Origin of the sequence: Roseibium litorale, from assembly GCF_014842915.1 — a bacterium.
Classification (GTDB): domain Bacteria; phylum Pseudomonadota; class Alphaproteobacteria; order Rhizobiales; family Stappiaceae; genus Roseibium; species Roseibium litorale.
This window is the reverse complement of record NZ_JACYXI010000017.1, coordinates 1-18,651: the sequence shown is the minus strand read 5'-3', so window position 1 is coordinate 18,651 and position 18,651 is coordinate 1. Positions and strand designations below refer to the sequence as shown.

Annotated in this window: 14 protein-coding genes; 9 read left to right on the top strand and 5 right to left on the bottom strand. The window is 60.8% G+C overall.

Going from position 1 to position 18,651, the window contains the following annotated elements; all coding sequences use genetic code 11:
* The first annotated feature begins 131 nt into the window (after positions 1-131).
* Entirely contained in the window at positions 132-1,028 is an 897-nt protein-coding gene (locus tag IG616_RS20265) for a helix-turn-helix domain-containing protein (protein ID WP_192150303.1), read from the top strand.
* A 20-nt stretch (positions 1,029-1,048) separates the two neighbouring features.
* Here the strand turns inward: IG616_RS20265 and IG616_RS20260 are convergent, their stop codons facing one another.
* Together IG616_RS20260 and IG616_RS20255 are read right to left on the bottom strand one after the other, a co-directional pair.
* Positions 1,049-1,990, bottom strand: a complete 942-nt coding sequence (locus IG616_RS20260; RefSeq protein WP_192150417.1) for a response regulator transcription factor — start codon at positions 1,988-1,990, stop codon at positions 1,049-1,051.
* A complete protein-coding gene (locus IG616_RS20255; protein ID WP_192150301.1) occupies positions 1,974-5,375 on the bottom strand; it encodes a hybrid sensor histidine kinase/response regulator in 3,402 nt (1,133 codons plus the stop codon). Before IG616_RS20255 ends, IG616_RS20260 begins: the two co-directional genes overlap by 17 nt.
* A gap of 434 nt (positions 5,376-5,809) precedes the next feature.
* Here IG616_RS20255 and urtA point away from each other — a divergent pair, with 434 nt between their 5' ends.
* The 7 genes from urtA to IG616_RS20220 all read left to right on the top strand — a co-directional run bounded on the left by urtA (position 5,810) and on the right by IG616_RS20220 (position 12,420).
* A complete protein-coding gene (gene urtA, locus IG616_RS20250; RefSeq protein ID WP_192150299.1) occupies positions 5,810-7,069 on the top strand; it encodes an urea ABC transporter substrate-binding protein in 1,260 nt (419 codons plus the stop codon).
* Positions 7,070-7,206: 137 nt separating this feature from the next.
* Positions 7,207-8,133 (top strand): urea ABC transporter permease subunit UrtB, encoded by a 927-nt coding sequence (gene urtB, locus IG616_RS20245; RefSeq protein ID WP_192150298.1) that lies wholly within the window; start codon positions 7,207-7,209, stop codon positions 8,131-8,133.
* A gap of 11 nt (positions 8,134-8,144) precedes the next feature.
* Positions 8,145-9,278 (top strand): urea ABC transporter permease subunit UrtC, encoded by a 1,134-nt coding sequence (gene urtC / locus IG616_RS20240; RefSeq protein WP_192150297.1) that lies wholly within the window; start codon positions 8,145-8,147, stop codon positions 9,276-9,278.
* A 23-nt stretch (positions 9,279-9,301) separates the two neighbouring features.
* The gene (urtD, locus tag IG616_RS20235; protein WP_192150296.1) at positions 9,302-10,057 is read left to right on the top strand and encodes an urea ABC transporter ATP-binding protein UrtD; all 756 of its coding nucleotides are present in this window, start codon (positions 9,302-9,304) and stop codon (positions 10,055-10,057) included.
* A 9-nt stretch (positions 10,058-10,066) separates the two neighbouring features.
* Positions 10,067-10,756: an urea ABC transporter ATP-binding subunit UrtE gene (gene urtE, locus IG616_RS20230; protein ID WP_192150295.1), complete on the top strand. Its 690-nt coding sequence runs from the start codon at positions 10,067-10,069 to the stop codon at positions 10,754-10,756.
* A 52-nt stretch (positions 10,757-10,808) separates the two neighbouring features.
* A complete protein-coding gene (fmdA, locus tag IG616_RS20225) occupies positions 10,809-12,038 on the top strand; it encodes a formamidase (protein ID WP_192150294.1) in 1,230 nt (409 codons plus the stop codon).
* Between the two features lie 10 nt (positions 12,039-12,048).
* Positions 12,049-12,420, top strand: a complete 372-nt coding sequence (locus IG616_RS20220; protein WP_073009469.1) for a zinc ribbon domain-containing protein — start codon at positions 12,049-12,051, stop codon at positions 12,418-12,420.
* Positions 12,421-12,660: 240 nt separating this feature from the next.
* Here the strand turns inward: IG616_RS20220 and IG616_RS20215 are convergent, their stop codons facing one another.
* The 3 genes from IG616_RS20215 to IG616_RS20205 all read right to left on the bottom strand — a co-directional run bounded on the left by IG616_RS20215 (position 12,661) and on the right by IG616_RS20205 (position 17,370).
* On the bottom strand, positions 12,661-13,299 hold the full coding sequence (locus IG616_RS20215) for an outer-membrane lipoprotein carrier protein LolA (protein WP_192150293.1): 639 nt from the start codon (positions 13,297-13,299) through the stop codon (positions 12,661-12,663).
* 100 nt (positions 13,300-13,399) lie between these two features.
* A complete protein-coding gene (locus IG616_RS20210; protein WP_192150292.1) occupies positions 13,400-16,138 on the bottom strand; it encodes an FtsK/SpoIIIE family DNA translocase in 2,739 nt (912 codons plus the stop codon).
* Positions 16,135-17,370 (bottom strand): aminotransferase class I/II-fold pyridoxal phosphate-dependent enzyme, encoded by a 1,236-nt coding sequence (locus tag IG616_RS20205; protein WP_192150290.1) that lies wholly within the window; start codon positions 17,368-17,370, stop codon positions 16,135-16,137. The genes IG616_RS20210 and IG616_RS20205 overlap by 4 nt, the downstream gene beginning before the upstream one ends.
* Positions 17,371-17,547: 177 nt before the next feature.
* Between IG616_RS20205 and IG616_RS20200 the strand changes: the two genes are divergently transcribed.
* A complete protein-coding gene (locus tag IG616_RS20200; protein ID WP_192150288.1) occupies positions 17,548-18,204 on the top strand; it encodes a GDSL-type esterase/lipase family protein in 657 nt (218 codons plus the stop codon).
* Positions 18,205-18,651: the final 447 nt, after the last annotated feature.

Sequence of the window (18,651 nt, the reverse complement as noted above, 5' to 3'; positions counted from 1 at the left end):
CTTAATAATTCATGTATTAGAAGGAGGGAGCAGGTGATGTCGATGGGGCTGCCGTGGCGTGAATGCCAAAAATTTCGCTGCGCGCGCCAAAATTCCGATGATGCTGCAGCTTCGTGCCCAGGAGTATCCCGATGAACAGGAAGGTAGCGCCGGCGCCCGGCCACCCCCGCAAGCTTGTACAGGCTGCATCTGCTTTCTGGCCGCAGACGAGCATTGAGACGGTCAAATGCTCCCGTGTCCGTCCGAAGCTGGAAACCTTTGTCTTTCTCGAGGGTCAGCAGAGTTTCTGGCTCGATGGCGCCTATTTCGACATTGACGCGGGCCATGGCGCGTCCTGCTGTCCCAAGGCGCTGACCTTTGTGCTCGACCGGGAAACGGAAATCCAGCTGCTGCGCGGAACGGCGAAGCCACTGAGCAAGGTCTCCATCGTCTCACCTGTCACCTGGCTGGAGGAAATGGAGGTGGAAAAGGGCGCGCGGAGCAGCGAACTTGCGGATTTCATGTCGGGTCATCTCAACCATCTGGTCTGGGAGCCGGGGCCGGATGTGCTCGCTCTGTGCAACCAGATCTCCCAGCCGCCTAAGTGGCTGACCGGGGAAATGCGTGAACTCTATCTCTCCGCGCGCGGGCTGGACATGATGCTTGCCGTTTGCCAGCGGATCGGTAAGGACAGCATGGCAGGCGCCTTGAAGCAATCGCGCAATGTGCGGGTTCAGATGGAAAAGGTCCGGAGCTTTCTGATCGCTCATTTGGACGAAGAGCTCCATATCGACCGCATTGCCCGCGAAACGGGAACGAGCGTCAGATCCCTTCAGCGGCAGTTCCGGGAGCAATTCGGGGAAACGGTTTTCGACTTCGTCAGAGGCTCCCGGCTCGACAAGGCGAGGGAGGCTCTGTTGCGGGACAGGATCAGTGTCAACGAGGCCGCCTTGCTTGCCGGATACAAGACCCAGGGCAGCTTTACCACAGCCTTCAAGACCCGCTATGGCGACGTTCCGACACGCTTAAGGGATGGACGCGGGAGGTAACCTCTGCGCAAAGGGCCGCCTCAGTCCAGCAGTTTCTTCAGGGACAGTATCGCCGCAGCTGTCCGGTTTTCGACGCCCAGCTTGGCGAAGATCCGGTCAAGATGCTTGTTCACCGTGCGCGGGCTCATGTCGAGAATGCTGGCGATTTCCTTGTTCGACTTGCCGCTGGCGATCCAGGTCAGCACCTCTGCCTCCCGCTCTGTCAGGCTGAACTCCTGGCGCAGGGCATCGCTGCCTGCCACCCGGGATCCCTTCGCGACCCGCAGCAGATATTCGTTTGAGGAGATCGCGCCGACATAGGTAAAGCGCAGGCCCGTGCCGTCCAGTTCGATGAAGTGATCCTCAATGTCGGCAGGCCGGGCCGCCGCGCTGGACGTAATGGAAGCACGGAGCCATTCGAGGGTTGCCTGGGGCAGAACGAAGGCGGACGCAAGGTCCTGTTCTTCCGCATGCCGGTCGAGACCCAGAAGGGTCCGGGCCTGCGGCGTGTGCCAGCAGACCTTTCCCGAGGAATTGACGGAGAGAAGAAACCGGCCCGACACGTCCAGCGCCAGATGGGCGCTGTTGGCATTGCGGGCATTGGCAATGTGGACACGCAGGCGGGCCAGAAGCTCTTCTGTGTTGACCGGCTTGGTCACGTAATCCACACCGCCTGCCTCCAGGCCGCGGACGATATTCTCCGTGTCGCTTAGTCCGGTCATGAAGATCACGGGAACGTTCTGGACGTCCTCCATGCGCTTCAACCGCTTGACGGTTTCAAACCCGTCGAGGTTCGGCATCACCGCATCCATCAGGATCGCGTTGGGCGTGATCCGCGAGGCAATGTCCAGCGCCCGCTGCCCATCGGGGGCAACCAGCACGGTGTAGCCGGCTTCTTCGAGCGAATGGGTGAGCATCCCGAGGGATGAGGGGGTGTCATCCACCACCAGCACTGTGTCGCTTGGACTAGAAACAATCATCATCATTCTCAACTGTCTCCAGAAGCTGTTCATAGCGTTTGATGTCGAACTCGCTGACGAGGCCGCGCAGATGCGCGACAAAGGCAGCGGATTGAGGCTGATGCCGCTCGATATCGTCGAGTTTCTCCCGGACGCCCCGGATGTGCCCCATCTGGCTCAGCTGTCTGAGCATTTTCAGGCTCTCCGCAGAGGGCAGGGTTTCGCGGTCAAACAGAGGCGCGGAGGGGGGCTGGGGGTGCTCTTCCTCACGCTCGCCCGTGCGCCAGACGATCTTCAGATGGTGTTGCAGCCGCTCCAGAAGCTCTTTTAGCTGGAAGGGTTTGACCAGGTAATCGTCGTGGAAGATCCGGTGGACCGGATCCCGCCCGCGCTCATCGGCGCTGGCGGAAATCATGATGATGACGGCCGCGCCATGGCCGGACTGACGGAGCCGGCGGGCCAGCTCCCAGCCGGACATGCCGGGCATGCTGATGTCCAGAAGGAAGACTTCCGGCAGTTCTTCGGCGGCCAGTTCAAGGCAGGCCCGTGCGTTGGGCACGGTGACGACCTTGAAGCCGAGGGGAACCAGAAGCTCTCTAAGCAGGTTGCGCTGGGCCGGATCATCGTCAGCGACCATGATGGTCTGGGTCGCTCCCTCATAGCCGTGGATCCGTTTTTCCACCGGCGCGGGCCGCTCAGGTGTCTGGGCTGCGGATAGAAGCAGGCGGACCTTGAAAGTGCTGCCGCTGCCCAGCCGGCTTTCCACGCCAATCTCTCCACCCATGACTTCCGTGAGCAGCTTGGTGATTGCAAGCCCAAGCCCGGTGCCGGGAATGGCGCTGCTCTCGGGTGTTTCGACCCGCTCGAAGGGAATGAAGATGCGCTCCAGATCCGGTTCCGCAATGCCGATCCCTGTGTCGATCACCGAGAATTCAGCGACCTGATTCTGATAGCCGACCTTCAGGGTGACGCTGCCGGAATGGGTCCACTTGATGGCGTTGGACAGGAGGTTGATCAGCACCTGGCGCAAGCGTTTTTCATCGCCATAGACGTGGATTGGCAGGTTGCCGGACGGCAGGAAGCGGAACTCGATGGACTTGGCATCCGCCTGAAGGCGGAACATGTCGACGATCTGGGTCAGGAAATCCTGAAGGTTGAACCTATCGCGGTAGATCGTCAGGTGACCGGCCTCGATCTTGGAAATGTCGAGAAGCCCTTCGATCAGTCCGGCCAGATGGTCCGAGGAATGGCGGATCACCTTGATCGCATCGCGCCTTCGGGCGGGAATATCTGGATCCCGCTGGATCAACTGGGCGTAGCCGGAGATCGCGTTCAAAGGAGAGCGCAGTTCGTGAGAGATACCGATCAGATACCGGCTCTTGGCCTGATTGGCCGCTTCTGCAGCTTCTTTGGCCTTTTGCAGCTTCTTGTCCGTGCGGCTATGGGCGCGGATTTCCCGCATAAGGAGGCTGGTCTGTCGCCGGGTTTCCTCATTGGCGACCTGGCGGCTCTCGTGAACCAGAACGAACAGCCATGCCATGACGCCGGAGATGATCAGGAGAATGAAGAAGACCTGAGTGAGCGCCTGGCCTATGCCGAGCCGGGATCCGGCTATGGTTCCAGGTTCGGTATGGAAATAGACAAAGGACAAAATGCCGCCGAGGGCAAGGGCGACGATCAGCATGATGCCGAGATAGAGGCCGAGCCGGGAGGCAAGCTTTGCAGCGATGGTTTCCGGCAGAATTGTCTTGAAGAAGACCTTCAACTGATCGGCAAGGCGGGCTTCCTTCTTGCAGTCGTCCTCGCAGCGGGCATCCAGCGAGCAGCACAGGGAACAGATCGGGCCAGTGTAGACAGGGCAATGGGCCATGTCCTCGGTCTCGAAACTGTGCTCGCAAATGCAGCACTTGAGCATGGCCGGAGCCGTGCCTTCCGGGGTCAGGAACGGCTCTTCTTTGCGGGCGAGATAATACCGGCCCTTGGTGGCGTAAGCGATCAGCGGCGCCAGAAGGATGGCGCTGGCAAGCGCGATATAGCTGGCGAAGGCGCGGGGAATATCACCCAGAACGCCGGAGTAAGCGATAAGCGCCAGAAGGCTGGCGATGGTCATGGAGCCGAGGCCGACCGGGTTGACGTCATAAAGATGCGCCCGCTTGAATTCGATATGGGGCGGGCTGAGCCCCAGCGGCTTGTTGATCACCAGATCAGCGAAGATCGCGCCGATCCAGGCAACGGCGACAATGGAATAGAGGCCCAGTGTCCGGTCCAGCGCCTTGTAGACGCCGAGCTCCATCAGAAGCAGCGCAATCACCACGTTGAAGACCAGCCAGACCACCCGGCCCGGATGGCTGTGGGTCAGGCGGGAGAAGAAATTCGACCAGGCAATGGACCCGGCATAGGAATTCGTGACGTTGATCTTTATCTGGCAGACGATGACGAAAACGCCGGTGAGCGCCATGGCCACCTCTGGAGAAGCCATCTGCTTGAAGGCGACCAGATACATGTGAGTCGGCTCGACCGCGAGATTGGGCGCGACACCATTCGATAGGGCGAGCACCACCAGAAACGAGCCCAGCAGCAGCTTCAAGGCACCTATCACGATCCAGCCGGGGCCTGCCGCAAGCAGGGCCAGCCACCATTTTACCCGCTTGCCGCGCCGTTCGCGCGGTAGAAAGCGCAGGAAGTCCACCTGCTCGCCGATCTGGGCGATCAGCGAAAAGACCACGGCGCTGGCAGAACCGAAGAGCAGCACGTTAAAGGAGCCGCTTTCCTCTCCGAACCGGCCGGTGAAGGACTGCCATTTCTCGAAAGGGGCGATGCCTTGCCAGGCGAGAAACAGGAACGGCAGGATCTGGAGAACCACCCAAAGCGGCTGGGTATAGACCTGCAGCCGGCTGATCAGGGTGATGCCGTAGATCACCAGCGGGATGATCACGAGGGAGCAGATCAGATAGCCGATATTGAGCGGAATGCCGAGGAAGAGTTCCAGCGCCGTCGCCATGATGGCGGCTTCCAGGGCGAAGAAGATGAAGGTGAAACTGGCATAGATCAGCGAGGTGACCGTGGAGCCGATATAGCCGAAGCCTGCTCCGCGGGTGAGGAGATCGATGTCGACCCCATACTTGACGGCATAGTAGGAAATCGGCAGGCCGGTGATGAAGATCAGCATGGCCACACACATGATGGCCGAGACTGCGTTGGTGTAGCCGTAGTTCAGAGTGATCGACGCGCCGATGGCTTCCAGGGCAAGGAACGAAATGGCTCCAAGCGCGGTGTTGGCCACGCGCACGGCGGACCAGCGCCGTCCGCTCTTTGCCGTGAAGCGGAGGGCGTAATCTTCCAGGGTCTGGTTTGCGACCCATTGATTGTATGTCCGGCGCAGGCGTACGACCCGCTGATGACCTGCCATATAACCCCAACCCCAAGTCAATTCCGGCGAAGACGTTGCCTTTTTGTGCGGTGCCGCAGATTAAGGACTGTTCCCGCCTAAATTCAGAGCAAATACGGTGTGATGTGCATCCTGTATTTGTTTTTAAGTGTTATAAGCAAATGTTGTGCCAGTAATTATTCTGAAGATAGATGAGTTGTCATGTACCTGTTTAGAAATATTCAAATGGAAATGGGCGGCTGAAATGATTTTCAGTCGCCTGCTTAGGTTGAATATTTATAAGTTGCTCCGTCAGGTTCGGTAGTTTTGAATACCGGTGGCGAAATTGAAATACGTCAATTAACCCACAGCAACTGACGCATTGCGGCACTGCACCATTTTCCGCGAGCCTCCTCTCATGCGGTGCGCCGATGCCGGCCCCGCACCTGCAGCTCACACAGGAGGTGGCGACATCCATGACTAACAACGGCAGAAAGACCGGCCTCGGTTCGACCAGGCGCGGCGTGATCCTCGGGGCGGCGACGGCTGCCGCTCTTACCGCTTTCTCTCAGTTCGGTGTCGGCAAGGCGCATGCGGACGATGCCAACACCACCGGTCTGGCGGTCACCGCCGACACGGTGAAGGTCGGTATTCTTCACTCGGTGACCGGCACGATGGCGATTTCCGAAACCGGTTCGGTTCAGGCTGAAAAGCTGGCTATCGAGCAGATCAACGCCATGGGCGGGGTTCTTGGCCGCAAGATTGAATTCGTCCAGGAAGACGGTGCGTCCGATTGGCCGACCTTCGCCGAAAAGGCCAAGAAGCTGCTCGTGCAGGACAAGGTGGCGGCCGTGTTCGGGTGCTGGACGTCCGCATCGCGCAAGGCCGTTCTGCCGGTGTTCGAGCAGTATAACGGCATGCTCTATTACCCGACCTTCTATGAGGGCCTGGAAGAGTCCCCGAACGTCATCTACACGGGCCAGGAAGCAACCCAGCAGATCCTTGCCGGTATCGATTGGGTGGTGAAGGAAAAGGGCGCCAAGAGCTTCTACCTGCTCGGCTCCGACTACATCTGGCCGCGCACCTCCAACAAGATTGCCCGCAAGCACATCGAAAAGCTTGGCCTTAAAGTGGTAGGCGAGGAGTATTATCCGCTCGGCCACACCCAGTTCAACTCGGTCATCAACAAGATCAAGCTGAAGAAGCCGGACGTGATCTATGCGATCGTCGTGGGCGGCTCCAACGTTGCCTTCTACAAGCAGCTCAAGGCTGCCGGCATCGACATGACCAAGGAAAAGCCGCTGCTTCTGACCATCTCCGTCACCGAGGATGAAATCCTGGGCATCGGCGGGGAAAACATCGCCGGCGCCTATGCCACGATGAAGTACTTCCAGTCCCTCGACAACGACAACAACAAGGCGTTCGTCGAAGCCTTCAAGGCCAAGTATGGCGACGACATCGTCATCGGCGACGTGACCCAGGCCGCCTATCTCGGCCCCTGGCTCTGGAAGGCCGCGGTTGAAAAGGCCGGCAGCTTCGACATCGACAAGATCAAGGCCGCGTCTCCTGGCATCGAGCTGACCACCGCGCCGGAAGGCTACGTCAAGATCCACGAGAACCATCACCTCTGGTCCAAGACCCGTGTCGGGCATGCCAAGGCCGATGGCCAGTATGAAGTGGTTTATGAAACCAAGGACCTGATGGAGCCGAACCCCTTCCCGGAAGGCTATCAGTAAGTCCTGCGCTCCCCTCCGGCGGCTCCGGCTGCCGGCCACCTCGGGTGCTGCGCGCCGCAGCCTGCGCGGCACCCGCCTTTCAAGACATTTCCTTTTGACTGGAGCATGGACCTGCTCCTCGGCATGGAGACGTGCGCATGTTCGCCGATTACACCTGGTCGGAACTTGGTTCCATCTTCGCCATGCAGGGCTTTGCCGGGCTCATCCTGTTCTCGGTCTTTGTCCTCATGGCGCTCGGTCTCGCCATCATCTTCGGCCAGATGGGGGTCATCAACATGGCCCATGGCGAGTTCATGATCCTCGGGGCCTATGTCACCTATCTGTGCTCGCATATTGTCGAGAATTACGTTCCCAGCCTCTTCGGCATCTATTTCTTCGGCGCAATGATCCTGGCCTTCTGCGCCTCGGCGGCATTGGGCGCGCTGGTCGAATGGGCCCTGATCCGGCATCTCTACAAGCGGCCGCTGGACACGCTGCTGGCCACCTGGGGCCTCAGCCTCATGCTGCAGCAGGCCTACCGCTCGATCTTCGGCGCCCGTGAAGTCGGGGTCACCTTGCCGGACTGGCTGCTTGGGTCCGTTTCCCTGACCGATACAATCGAAGTGCCGATCAATGGCCTGTTCGTCATGGCCCTGACCCTGGTCATCGCGGTCGCCGTTTATTTCCTGATGTTCCGCTCCAAAATGGGCATGCAGACCCGCGCCGTGGTTCAGAACCGCGTCATGGCGGGTGCCGTCGGCATCAACACCGAGCGGGTTGACCGCAAGACCTTTGCCCTTGGCTGCGGCATTGCCGGGATCGCCGGCAGCGCCTTCACCATGATCGGGTCCACCGGGCCGACCGCCGGGCAGCTCTACATCGTCGACACGTTCCTGATCGTCGTCTTCGGTGGCGCGGCCAGCCTGCTTGGCACCATCGCCTCGTCCTTCGCCATCAGCCAGGCCCAGTCGACCATGGAGTTCTTCCTCTCCGGGTCCATGGCCAAGGTGCTCACGCTGCTGACCGTGGTCGGCATCCTGATGCTGCGTCCCGAAGGCCTGTTCTCTCTGAAAATCCGCCGCTGAAGGAGGCCGACATGACCAACGGAAAAAGCTTTCTCTCCCGGCAGGACCTTCTCGCGCTCGCGGTTCTCGCTGCCCTGCTGTTCATCGTTCTGCCGGTCTCCGTCGACATCTTCCGGCTGAATCTGGTCGGCAAGTATCTGACCTATGCCTTCGTTGCCATCGGGCTGGTGCTGTGCTGGGGCATGGGCGGCATCCTGAGCCTCGGGCAGGGCGTGTTCTTCGGCCTTGGCGGCTATTGCATGGCCATGTTCCTCAAGCTGGAAGCCTCCACGCCGGAGGCTACCAAGATCCAGTCCACCCCGGGCATTCCGGACTTCATGGACTGGAACCAGATCACCGAACTGCCCTGGTTCTGGGAGCCGTTCAAGAGCTTCGGCTTCACGCTGCTGGCGATCTTCGTCCTTCCCGCCATCTTTGCCTTCATCGTCGGGGCGGCCATGTTCAAGCGCCGGGTAGGCGGGGTCTATTTCGCCATCATCACCCAGGCCATTGCCGCCATCCTGACCATCCTGATCATCGGTCAGCAAGGCTACACCGGCGGCGTCAATGGCATCACGGATCTGCGCACCCTAATGGGCTGGGACATCCGCACGGACAGCGCGAAATACGTCCTTTATTTCCTCAATGGCGGGTTGCTGATGGCTGTCCTCGTGCTGTGCCTCTTCGTGTTGAAGAGCAAGCTTGGACGCCTTCTGGTCGCCCTGCGCGACAAGGAGGACCGGGTCCGCTTCTCCGGCTATGACGTGGCAAATTTCAAGATCTTCGTCTTCTGCTTTGCCGCTGTCCTTTCCGCCATCGGCGGGGCCATGTTCACCCTGCAGGTCGGTTTCATGTCGCCGTCCTTCGTCGGCATCGTGCCGTCGATCGAGATGGTTATCTACTGCGCTGTCGGCGGACGCCTGTCCATCTTCGGCGCGGTCTACGGCACGCTGCTGGTCAACTGGGCCAAGACCACCTTTTCCGAAACCTTCCCGGAACTCTGGCTCTTCGGCCTTGGCGCTCTCTTTATCGCCGTCGTCCTGATCTTTCCCAACGGCCTTGCAGGTGTCTACCGCGCCCAGATCGCGCCCCGCGTCAACAAGTGGCTGCGCACCCGCAAGACCGGTCCGGATGCCCCGGTCCAGGATCCCCAGGCGGCCGAATGAGCCGGGCATAGGAGCAATCGTCCATGAATACGCTAGCCAACAACACGGACTTCCTCCTGTCGATCGAGAACCTCACGGTGTCCTTCGATGGCTTCAAGGCGGTCAACGACCTCAACCTCTATGTGGACGAGAACGAGATCCACGTGATCATCGGCCCGAACGGGGCCGGCAAGACCACGGTGCTCGATCTCATCTGCGGCCGGACAAAGGCCACCGACGGCTCGATCAAGTTCCGCAACCGCGAACTGACCTCCATGAAGGAGCACGAAATCGTCCGCGAAGGGGTGGGGCGCAAGTTCCAGAATCCCTCCATCTACGAGGATCTGACCGTCTTCGAGAATCTGGAGATTTCCTTCCCGCGCGGCCGCAACGTCTTCGGCGCGCTGACCTTCAAGCGGGATGAGGAGGTGATCTCTCGGGTGCGGGAAATCGCCGGGATGGTCTTCCTCGACACTCTGCTCGACATGCAGGCGGCCCTGCTCAGCCATGGCCAGAAGCAGTGGCTGGAAATCGGCATGCTGCTGATCCAGGACCCGGAACTGCTCATGCTCGACGAGCCGGTCGCCGGTATGAGCGTGTCGGAGCGCAAGCAGACCGCCAAGCTTCTCAACGAGATCACCAAGGGCCGCTCCGTGCTGGTGGTCGAACACGACATGAAATTCGTCGAGGACATCGCCCACCGGGTCACCGTCCTGCACCAGGGCAAGATCCTGTCCGAGGGCTCCATGGCCAAGGTTCAGGCTGATCCCAAGGTCATCGACGTCTATCTCGGGCACTAGGAGGCGAACATGCTGCAAGTCGATCAATATCACGTCGCCTATGGCCAGAGCGAGGTTCTCCACGGCCTGGACTTCACCGTCGCGCCGGGAGAAATCGTCGCGATCATGGGCCGCAACGGCATGGGCAAGACAACCCTGATGAAGTCGCTCATGGGGATCGTGCCGGCCAGCCACGGCAAGGCGCAGGTTGATGGCATCGACGTCACCGCCCTGAAGAGTTTCGACCGGGTCGCCAAGGGCATTGCCTATGTGCCGCAGGGCCGGATGATCTTCCCGAGCATGACCGTGCAGGAGAATATCGAGACCGGCCTGACTGTATCCGGCCGCTCCAAGGTGCCGGAAGGCATCTACGAGCTGTTTCCGGTTCTGCTCGATATGAAGAGCAGGCGGGGCGGCAACCTTTCTGGCGGGCAGCAGCAGCAGCTCGCCATTGCCCGGGCGCTCGCCACCAACCCCAAGGTTCTGCTGCTGGACGAGCCGACCGAAGGCATCCAGCCTTCGATCATCCGCGAAATGGCCCGTGTCCTGAGGCGTATCCGCGACGAGCGGGGCCTGTCCATTGTCGTGTCCGAGCAGGTGCTGTCCTTCGCGCTCGATGTCGCGGACCGCATCCTCGTGCTGGAGAACGGACGGCTGGTCCATGACGAGCCGCGCGCCAGCGTCAATGAAGAGAAGGTGGCCGCCTTCCTTTCCGTCTGATCCCGAACAGTCCCTCCGCGCCATGGGATGGCGCCAACCACAGGAGCAAACGATGGCCGATACTCTGATCTCGGTGGATCTCAAGGAGTCCCCGCATACCAATGAGAAGATCCACAACCGCTGGCATCCGGATATTCCGATGGCCGTGTGGGTCGAGCCGGGCGACGATTTCAAGATCGAGACCTATGACTGGACCGGCGGTCAGATCAAGAACGACGACGATGCAGCCGACGTGCGCGATGTGGAGCTGGAACAGGTCCACTATCTCTCCGGTCCCATCGGTGTGAAGGGGGCGGAACCGGGCGATCTTCTGGTGGTCGATATTCTCGATATCGGTGCCAAGGAAGAGATGCTTTGGGGCTTCAACGGTTTCTTTTCCAAGCAGAATGGCGGCGGCTTCCTGACCGAGCATTTCCCGGAAGCGCAGAAGTCGATCTGGGACTTCCACGGCATGTTCACAAAGTCCCGCCATGTGCCGGGCGTGTCCTATGCCGGGCTGATCCATCCGGGCCTGATTGGCTGTCTGCCGGACCGCAAGATGCTGGACATGTGGAACGACCGGGAAAAGGCTCTGTTCGACACGGATCCCCACCGCGTGCCGCAGCTTGCAGCTCTGCCGAACACCCAGTCTGCCCATATGGGCGCGATGAAGGGTGAGGCCCGGGACAAGGCGGCGGCGGAAGGCGCCCGCACGGTGCCCCCGCGCGAGCATGGCGGCAACTGCGACATCAAGGATCTGTCGCGCGGCTCCAAGATCTACTTCCCGGTCTATGTGGACGGGGCAGGGCTCTCCATGGGCGATCTGCACTTCAGCCAGGGCGATGGCGAAATCACCTTCTGCGGCGCTATCGAAATGGCCGGCTGGCTGCACATCAAGGTCAGCCTGATCAAGGACGGCATGTCCAAATACGGCATCAAGAACCCGATCTTCAGGCCGTCGCCGATCACGCCGAAATATGACGACTACCTGATCTTCGAGGGCATTTCCGTCGATGAAGCCGGCAAGCAGCACTATCTCGATGTGCATATCGCCTACCGTCAGGCCTGTCTGAACGCCATCGAATATCTGAAGAAGTTCGGCTACTCGGGCGCTCAGGCCTACGCGATCCTGGGGACAGCCCCGGTTCAGGGGCATATTTCCGGCGTGGTGGACATTCCCAATGCCTGTGCAACCTTGTGGCTGCCGACGGATATCTTCGAGTTCGATCTGATGCCGGGCGCGGCCGGGCCGACGAAGTATCTCGACGGGTCCATCGACATTCCGCTCGCACCGGATCTCTAAGGAGGCATTCATGCCGGTTTACGACTATCTGTGCGAGGACTGCGGCCCGATCCGGGCGCTCCGGCCCATGTCGGCGCATGCAGATCCGATCTCCTGTCCGGCCTGCAAGCAGGAGGCTCCAAGAGCCATCCTTCAGGCTCCGCATATGTCGGGTCTGTCGACAGAGCGCCGGACGGCTCTGGAGACCAATGAGCGGGCCCGGCATGAGCCCCGGCTCTCGACCAGGGACAGCCGGGCAGCTGCCGCGGAAGGCCGCAAGAAGCGGCATCCTTCGGGCTGTTCCTGCTGCTCCGGCATCAGCACGGGCAAGTCGGGCACGGTCTTCACCGCCGATGGCGGCAAGACCTTTCCCTCCAAACGCCCCTGGATGATCAGTCACTGAAAATGCATCAGGCCCGGCAAATGCCGGGCCTGAGATCGATGACAAGCCTCTCAACTCGTCATCCCGGACGCAGCGAAGCGGAGATCCGGGACCGGTGAGTCGAGGTATTTCGGTATGCAACTCTCTGAAACCGATAGTCTTTTGGCTCACCGGTCCCGGCTCGCGCTCCGCTTGGCCGGGATGACTATCTCAGAGTTTGTACCTTTGTCAGCAGTCTGAGGCCCGGCGCAATGCCGGGCCTTACTTCTGGTTCTGGCGGGTGTTGGCCAGATAGTCGATCTTGAACAGATCCTTGTTGGTCGGGCCGTTGGCGACAACGTTGTAAACGGCAACCGTCGTGTCATAGCCCTGGGCGTCTGTGACGGTCCACTGCTTCAGCTCATAGGTCTTCGCATCGAAGATCAGGGTCAGGATGCCGGAGTTGAAGGTAGTCTGGTCGGTCAGGGTAACGGTGATCAGGTCCGGTTCCACCAGAACGTTGGTGACATTGGCGTCCTTCTGAAGGTCGATGTTCTCGGCCAGAAGGAAACGCAGGGGCGTCTGGCTCAGGGGCCAGATGTCCTGGGTCGCCATCTTCCGGTCCTTCACCGAGACGGACTTGCCATCGGAGATGATGTCCAGCTTTGCGGGCGGATTGTAGTAGAACCGCACCTTTCCCGGCCGGGCGATGTAGAACTTGCCTTCCGACTGTCCGCCATCGGGGCCGAACTGGATGAAGTCCCCGTTCATCGTTTTCACGGAGTTGAAGTAGGTGTTCACCTGAGACAGCTTCTGCTGCTCATCCGACGTCAGGGCCGATGCCGCAGTCAGCGATCCGATCACGAGGCCTGCCGCCACGAGGGCGGATTTGAAGAACGTTTTTGCAGTGCTGTGGCGCATGTGAGACCTGTGTCTTCCGGTGATTGAACCACTGTGTAATTAGCGGGTCCTTGTGGCAAGGTTTTGGCGGTGGTAGGGCGGTGCAAAGGACCGCCCCCCGTCACATATCGTCCTCAACACCGTTCTGGACAAGGATCTCACGCTTGCCGGCGTGATTTGCCGAACTGATCAGGCCTTCGTTTTCCATCCGCTCGATCAGGGACGCTGCCCTGTTGTAGCCGATGGACAGGCGCCGCTGGACGTAGGAGGTGGAAGCCTTCTTGTCGCGCAGGACAATAGCGACGGCCCGGTCGTAGAGATCATTGCCTTCGTCGTCTCCACCACCACCGCCGCCGGACAGACCGTCATAGGGGCTTGCGACTTCGTCCTCGTCTTCCGTGACCGCTTCCAGATATTGCGGCGTGCCCTGAAGCTTCAGATGCGAGACGATTTCCTCGACCTCGCCATCGGAGACAAACGGGCCGTGGACGCGCTGGATGCGGCCGCCACCGGCCATGAACAGCATGTCGCCCATACCCAGCAGCTGCTCTGCGCCCATTTCGCCCAGGATCGTGCGGCTGTCGATCTTCGAGGTCACCTGGAAGGAGATACGGGTCGGGAAGTTTGCCTTGATCGTACCGGTGATGACGTCCACGGACGGGCGCTGGGTTGCCATGATCAGGTGAATACCGGCGGCACGGGCCATCTGGGCGAGACGCTGGATCGCGCCTTCGATGTCCTTGCCCGCCACCATCATCAGGTCGGCCATTTCGTCGACCACCACCACGATGAAGGGCAGGGTTTCGAGTGGCAGTTCCTCTTCTTCCCAGATCGGCTGGCCGGTCTCGCGGTCAAAGCCGGTCTGGACGGTGCGGGTGAAGCTTTCACCCTTTTCCATCGCCTGCTGGATGCGGGTGTTGTAGCCGTCGATGTTCCGGACGCCGACCTTCGACATCTTCTTGTAGCGCTCTTCCATCTCGCGGACGGTCCACTTGAGCGCGACGACAGCCTTCTTCGGGTCGGTCACAACCGGGGTCAGGAGATGGGGAATGCCGTCATAGATCGACAGTTCCAGCATCTTCGGGTCGATCATGATCATCTTGCACTCTGCCGGAGTGAGCCGGTAGAGCAGCGACAGGATCATGGTGTTGATGGCAACCGACTTACCGGAACCGGTGGTACCGGCAACCAGCAGGTGAGGCATGCGGGCAAGGTCTGCCACAACGCTTTCGCCATTGATGGTCTTGCCGAGGCCCAGTGCCAGCTTGGACTTGGATTTCTCGAAGTCCTGGGAGGCGAGAAGCTCGCGCAGATAAACCGTCTCGCGGCGGGCATTCGGAAGCTCGATACCGATGGCGTTCTTGCCGGGGATCACGGCCACGCGGGCGGAAATCGCACTCATGGAGCGGGCAATATCGTCCGCCAGACCAATGACGCGGGAGGACTTGATGCCGGGCGCCGGTTCCAGCTCGTAAAGGGTCACGACCGGGCCCGGGCGCACTTCGATGATCTCGCCGCGCACGCCGAAGTCTTCCAGAACCCCTTCGAGGATCCGGGCATTTTGTTCCAGCGCATCGGCGGAGAGGCCCGGCACCTTGCCGGTGACCTTCGGCTCGGCCAGCAGATGCAGCGGGGGATGCTCGTATTCTTCCGGTGCGCCAAGGAGTGAGGGCTGCGCTTCCGCGATGGCGCGCTTGCCGGGCTTCGGCCGCGCTGCAGGCGGGATAACGCGGCTCGGTGCTGCTGCCGGTGCGGGTGGGGCCATGGACTCCGGGCTGGCAATGCCAACGGGCCGGGGCACCGGCCCCTTGTTGGCCATCAGCTCATCCGGGTCGAAAGGCACGCCTTCTTCGTCCTCGAAATCGTCCTCGTAGCCGTCATCTGCCTGCGCAGACCGGGGTCGGTTGTCGTAGAATTCAGACAGGCCGTCATCCTCCTTCGGCATCAGGCGGCCTGCAAGGGCGCGCCGGAAGCTGCCGAGGGCACTGCGGCGCGGCGCTGGCTCGTCCTCCTCGTAGACTTCACCATGCTCGTCCCAGTCGTCCTCTTCGTCTTCGGGCCGGACCGCATTGCGGCCCGTCACACGGCGCAGGAAGGACGTTCCCTGAAGGCTCCAGTGGCTGAGACGGCCGATGGTGGCGGTCATCATCAGGCCAAGACGGGAGTCTGTTTCCTCATCTTCGTCATCGAATTCGAACTCATCGGGCTGCGAACGTCCATGCCCGCGGGGCGCGGCTGGTTTTGCAGCGGATTGAGGTGCGGAATTGGACCCGAAGAAGCCGGAAGCCGCCACAAGCAGGAACAGAGCGGGAAGCCCGAGCCCGAGCGTGCCGACAATCGTTGCTGCCCCATCTGTCAGGTTTCCGGTCAGGAGCCCGGGCACAACGTGAATGGTATCGCCAAGGAAACCGCCCAGACCGGTCGGCAGCGGCCAGCTTTCCGGCACGGGCAGGGCTGCCAGAGCGCCTGCCGCGAGCAGCGAGCCTGCGAACCAGAACCCCAGTTTGCGGCGGCCGATGCGGATGGCGTTGCCCGACAGAAGCCGCCAGCCCCAGAACACGATCGGCACCAGGAAAACGGCGGTCGCCAGTCCAATGGTTTGCATCAGCACGTCGGCGAAGATTGCGCCGGGTTTGCCGAGGGCATTGTGGGCCGGTTCGCTCGTGGCGTGGTTGAGGCTGGGGTCGTTGATTGACCAGGTTGCCAGAGCGGCCGCCATGGCGGCTGCAAGAGCGATCACGGCGAGACCGCAGAGACCGACCAGATTGCGCTTCATGAAGCGCCGGAGCGGGCTCTGGGTGTCGATCAGGTCGACAGAAGAGCGGCGGCCGTTGCCGCGGACGGCTGTTGCCCGTCTCATGCCTTTTCTCCCAGCCAGTCCGCCATGCGCTGCAGGGCGGTTCGAGTTTGAGCGAGCGGGGCGCAAAGGCCAACGCGAATGTAATCTCTTCCAGGATTGCTGCCGTCCGCCTGATCAGATGCGAGATAGGCTCCAGGCAGCACCTTCACACCGGTGTCTTTCCAAAGCCCCTTGGTCACCTCGACCGAACCGCCCCAGCGGGCCACGTTCAGCCACAGGAAGAACCCGGCTTCCGGCGTCACCGCACCCATGAGCGGCGACAGGATCTCTTCGGCAGCCTCGAATTTCTCATTGTAGAGGCGGCGGTTTTCTTCCACGTGGGCTTCATCACCATAGGCGGCAACGGCGACGGCCTGATGCGGGATCGGCACCTGCGGGGCCGCAAGGCCGCGGAATTTCACCCATCTGGACAGGAATTCCGGATCACCGGCGGCAAAGCCGCAGCGCAAGCCTGCCAGATTGGAGCGCTTGGACAGGGAATTCAGCACGATGACCTTGTCAAAGACATTGCCGTCCGGATTGCCGAGAGCCTTGGCCGCTTCCAGCATGCCGGTTGGGGGCGCGCCGCGGTAGATCTCCGAGTAACACTCGTCGGAGAAGATGTAGAACTTGTGCTTGCGGGCCAGTTGGATCAGCCGCTGCAGATAGGAAATATCCGCGCAATAGCCTTCCGGATTGGTGGGGGAGGCGATGTAGAATGCGACTGTCTCGTCCAGATCTGCCGGGTCTAGGCTGTCCAGATTGGGCAGGAAGTGGTTTCCGGGCCGGGCATCCATCAGCACCGCGCGCGAATCGGCAATATGAGCCGCTGCCGCATAGGTCTGGTAGAATGGGTTCGGCAGCATCACCACCGGATGATCAATGCCCTTTGCCAGCTGGTCACGGGCCGCAATTGCGCCGAAGGACAGGCCTTCGCGGGAACCATTGAGCGGCAGAACGCCGTTCTCGGCGTCGATCAGCCCTTCCAGATCGTAGCGCCGGTCCAGCCAGCCTGCGACGGCAGCGCGGAACTCCGGCGTTCCGTTGATCGGGGGATAGCGGCGGAAATCGCCCGCATTGTCCGCCAGAACCTTCGCCACAAAGCCGGGCATTTCGTGCTGAGGTTCGCCGATGGTCATGACGACGGGATCCATGCCGGGACGTTCGTCTACCAGCAGGGCCGCAAGGCGCTGAAACGGATTTGAGCTCGGCAGGGCGGCGCCCCGCCGGTAGGTGGGTTGTGTGGCGGTCATCGATGTCCCGGACATTCCATAGGCTTTGGGGGCAGGCTACCCGGCCTTGGTAAAGCCCTTATTAACCAAGGGTCTGCTTCCCACATCAGAACCGGATTGTCCGTCAGATGGCTTGAATGCCAGGTGGAGAAAGTTAAGCTGTTCTCAGTCAACGGCTTTCCAAGAAAGGCTCCCGCAATGTCACTCCCCACTGAGCCGGTTTCCGTCGTCTGTTTCGGAGATTCCCTGACCTGGGGATTTAAACCCGGCGAGCGGACCCGCTATGGCCATTCGGTCCGCTGGACGCGGCATCTCGCCAAGGTGCTGGGCGAGGGCTTTTATGTGGTCGAAGATGGTGTGAATGGCCGGACCACAGTTTTCGATGATCCGATGCGCGGCGACAAGAATGGCTTCGCCCATCTGGCCACCGCGCGCAAGGCGCATATGCCGGTCGGTATTCTGGTGATCATGCTCGGAACCAACGATTTGCAATCCCGCTTCAACATGACCGCAGGCGCCATCGGGTCGGCCATGTCCCGTCTGCTCTACTCGGTCAGCCTGCCGACTGACGATCCCGATGGCCAGCCTCCGAAGGTTCTGCTGATTTCACCGCCTCCTTTGGGGAACTTTGAGGGATCGCCGCTGGCCTTCGCCTTTTGCGAAAAGAGCATCGCGGAATCCCGTAAGCTCAAGGAGGTCTATGCAGCTGCCGCCGCCCAATATGGCGCGGCCTTCTTTGATGCGGGCTCGGTTGTGACCGTCAGCAAAGTGGATTCCGTTCACTGGGACGCTGACATGCAGGCGCCCTTCGCGGAAGCGGTGGCGGCAGAGGTTAGGAAACTGGCAGGGGGGTGAGCCGCTTCCAACCCTCACCCGCCGCTTCGCGCCGACCTCTCCCAAGCTTGGGAGAGGTGATTGGAGAGGCTGATCGTGGGAAACAGACTGGGTGATCCGGCTTTTTTGTTCGGTCGGCGCTAGCCGCGATCGCAGTCTGCTTTCTCTCCCTCTGGGTGAGGGCGAGCAAGCAAACGCGCGCCTCCTCAAGGTCATCCCCGGCTTGACCGGGGATCTAATCCACTTTGCCGCAATGCAGGATGTTTCTGCCCGGAAAATGTCTTCTCCTCAATGCCTTGAACCGCTTTCGCTCTGCGAATGAGTGGATCCCCGCCTTTGCGGGGATTGTTTGTTCTTGCCGATGTTATGATGGGGTGCTCTCCCGGCCCCTAAACTGCCGGGAGAGCAGTGGCAGGCGACCGTGCGGGGATTGGGTTTTCACCCGCAGTCATCATGGCTCCCTGCCGC

Excerpts from the sequence above, each read along its gene's own strand:
- IG616_RS20265 (WP_192150303.1), top strand. The coding sequence starts at position 132 with ATGAACAGGAAGGTAGCGCCGGCGCCCGGCCACCCCCGCAAGCTTGTA.
- IG616_RS20260 (WP_192150417.1), bottom strand. The coding sequence starts at position 1,990 with ATGATGATTGTTTCTAGTCCAAGCGACACAGTGCTGGTGGTGGATGAC.
- IG616_RS20255 (WP_192150301.1), bottom strand. The coding sequence starts at position 5,375 with ATGGCAGGTCATCAGCGGGTCGTACGCCTGCGCCGGACATACAATCAA.
- urtA (WP_192150299.1), top strand. The coding sequence starts at position 5,810 with ATGACTAACAACGGCAGAAAGACCGGCCTCGGTTCGACCAGGCGCGGC.
- urtB (WP_192150298.1), top strand. The coding sequence starts at position 7,207 with ATGTTCGCCGATTACACCTGGTCGGAACTTGGTTCCATCTTCGCCATG.
- urtC (WP_192150297.1), top strand. The coding sequence starts at position 8,145 with ATGACCAACGGAAAAAGCTTTCTCTCCCGGCAGGACCTTCTCGCGCTC.
- urtD (WP_192150296.1), top strand. The coding sequence starts at position 9,302 with ATGAATACGCTAGCCAACAACACGGACTTCCTCCTGTCGATCGAGAAC.
- urtE (WP_192150295.1), top strand. The coding sequence starts at position 10,067 with ATGCTGCAAGTCGATCAATATCACGTCGCCTATGGCCAGAGCGAGGTT.
- fmdA (WP_192150294.1), top strand. The coding sequence starts at position 10,809 with ATGGCCGATACTCTGATCTCGGTGGATCTCAAGGAGTCCCCGCATACC.
- IG616_RS20220 (WP_073009469.1), top strand. The coding sequence starts at position 12,049 with ATGCCGGTTTACGACTATCTGTGCGAGGACTGCGGCCCGATCCGGGCG.
- IG616_RS20215 (WP_192150293.1), bottom strand. The coding sequence starts at position 13,299 with ATGCGCCACAGCACTGCAAAAACGTTCTTCAAATCCGCCCTCGTGGCG.
- IG616_RS20210 (WP_192150292.1), bottom strand. The coding sequence starts at position 16,138 with ATGAGACGGGCAACAGCCGTCCGCGGCAACGGCCGCCGCTCTTCTGTC.
- IG616_RS20205 (WP_192150290.1), bottom strand. The coding sequence starts at position 17,370 with ATGACCGCCACACAACCCACCTACCGGCGGGGCGCCGCCCTGCCGAGC.
- IG616_RS20200 (WP_192150288.1), top strand. The coding sequence starts at position 17,548 with ATGTCACTCCCCACTGAGCCGGTTTCCGTCGTCTGTTTCGGAGATTCC.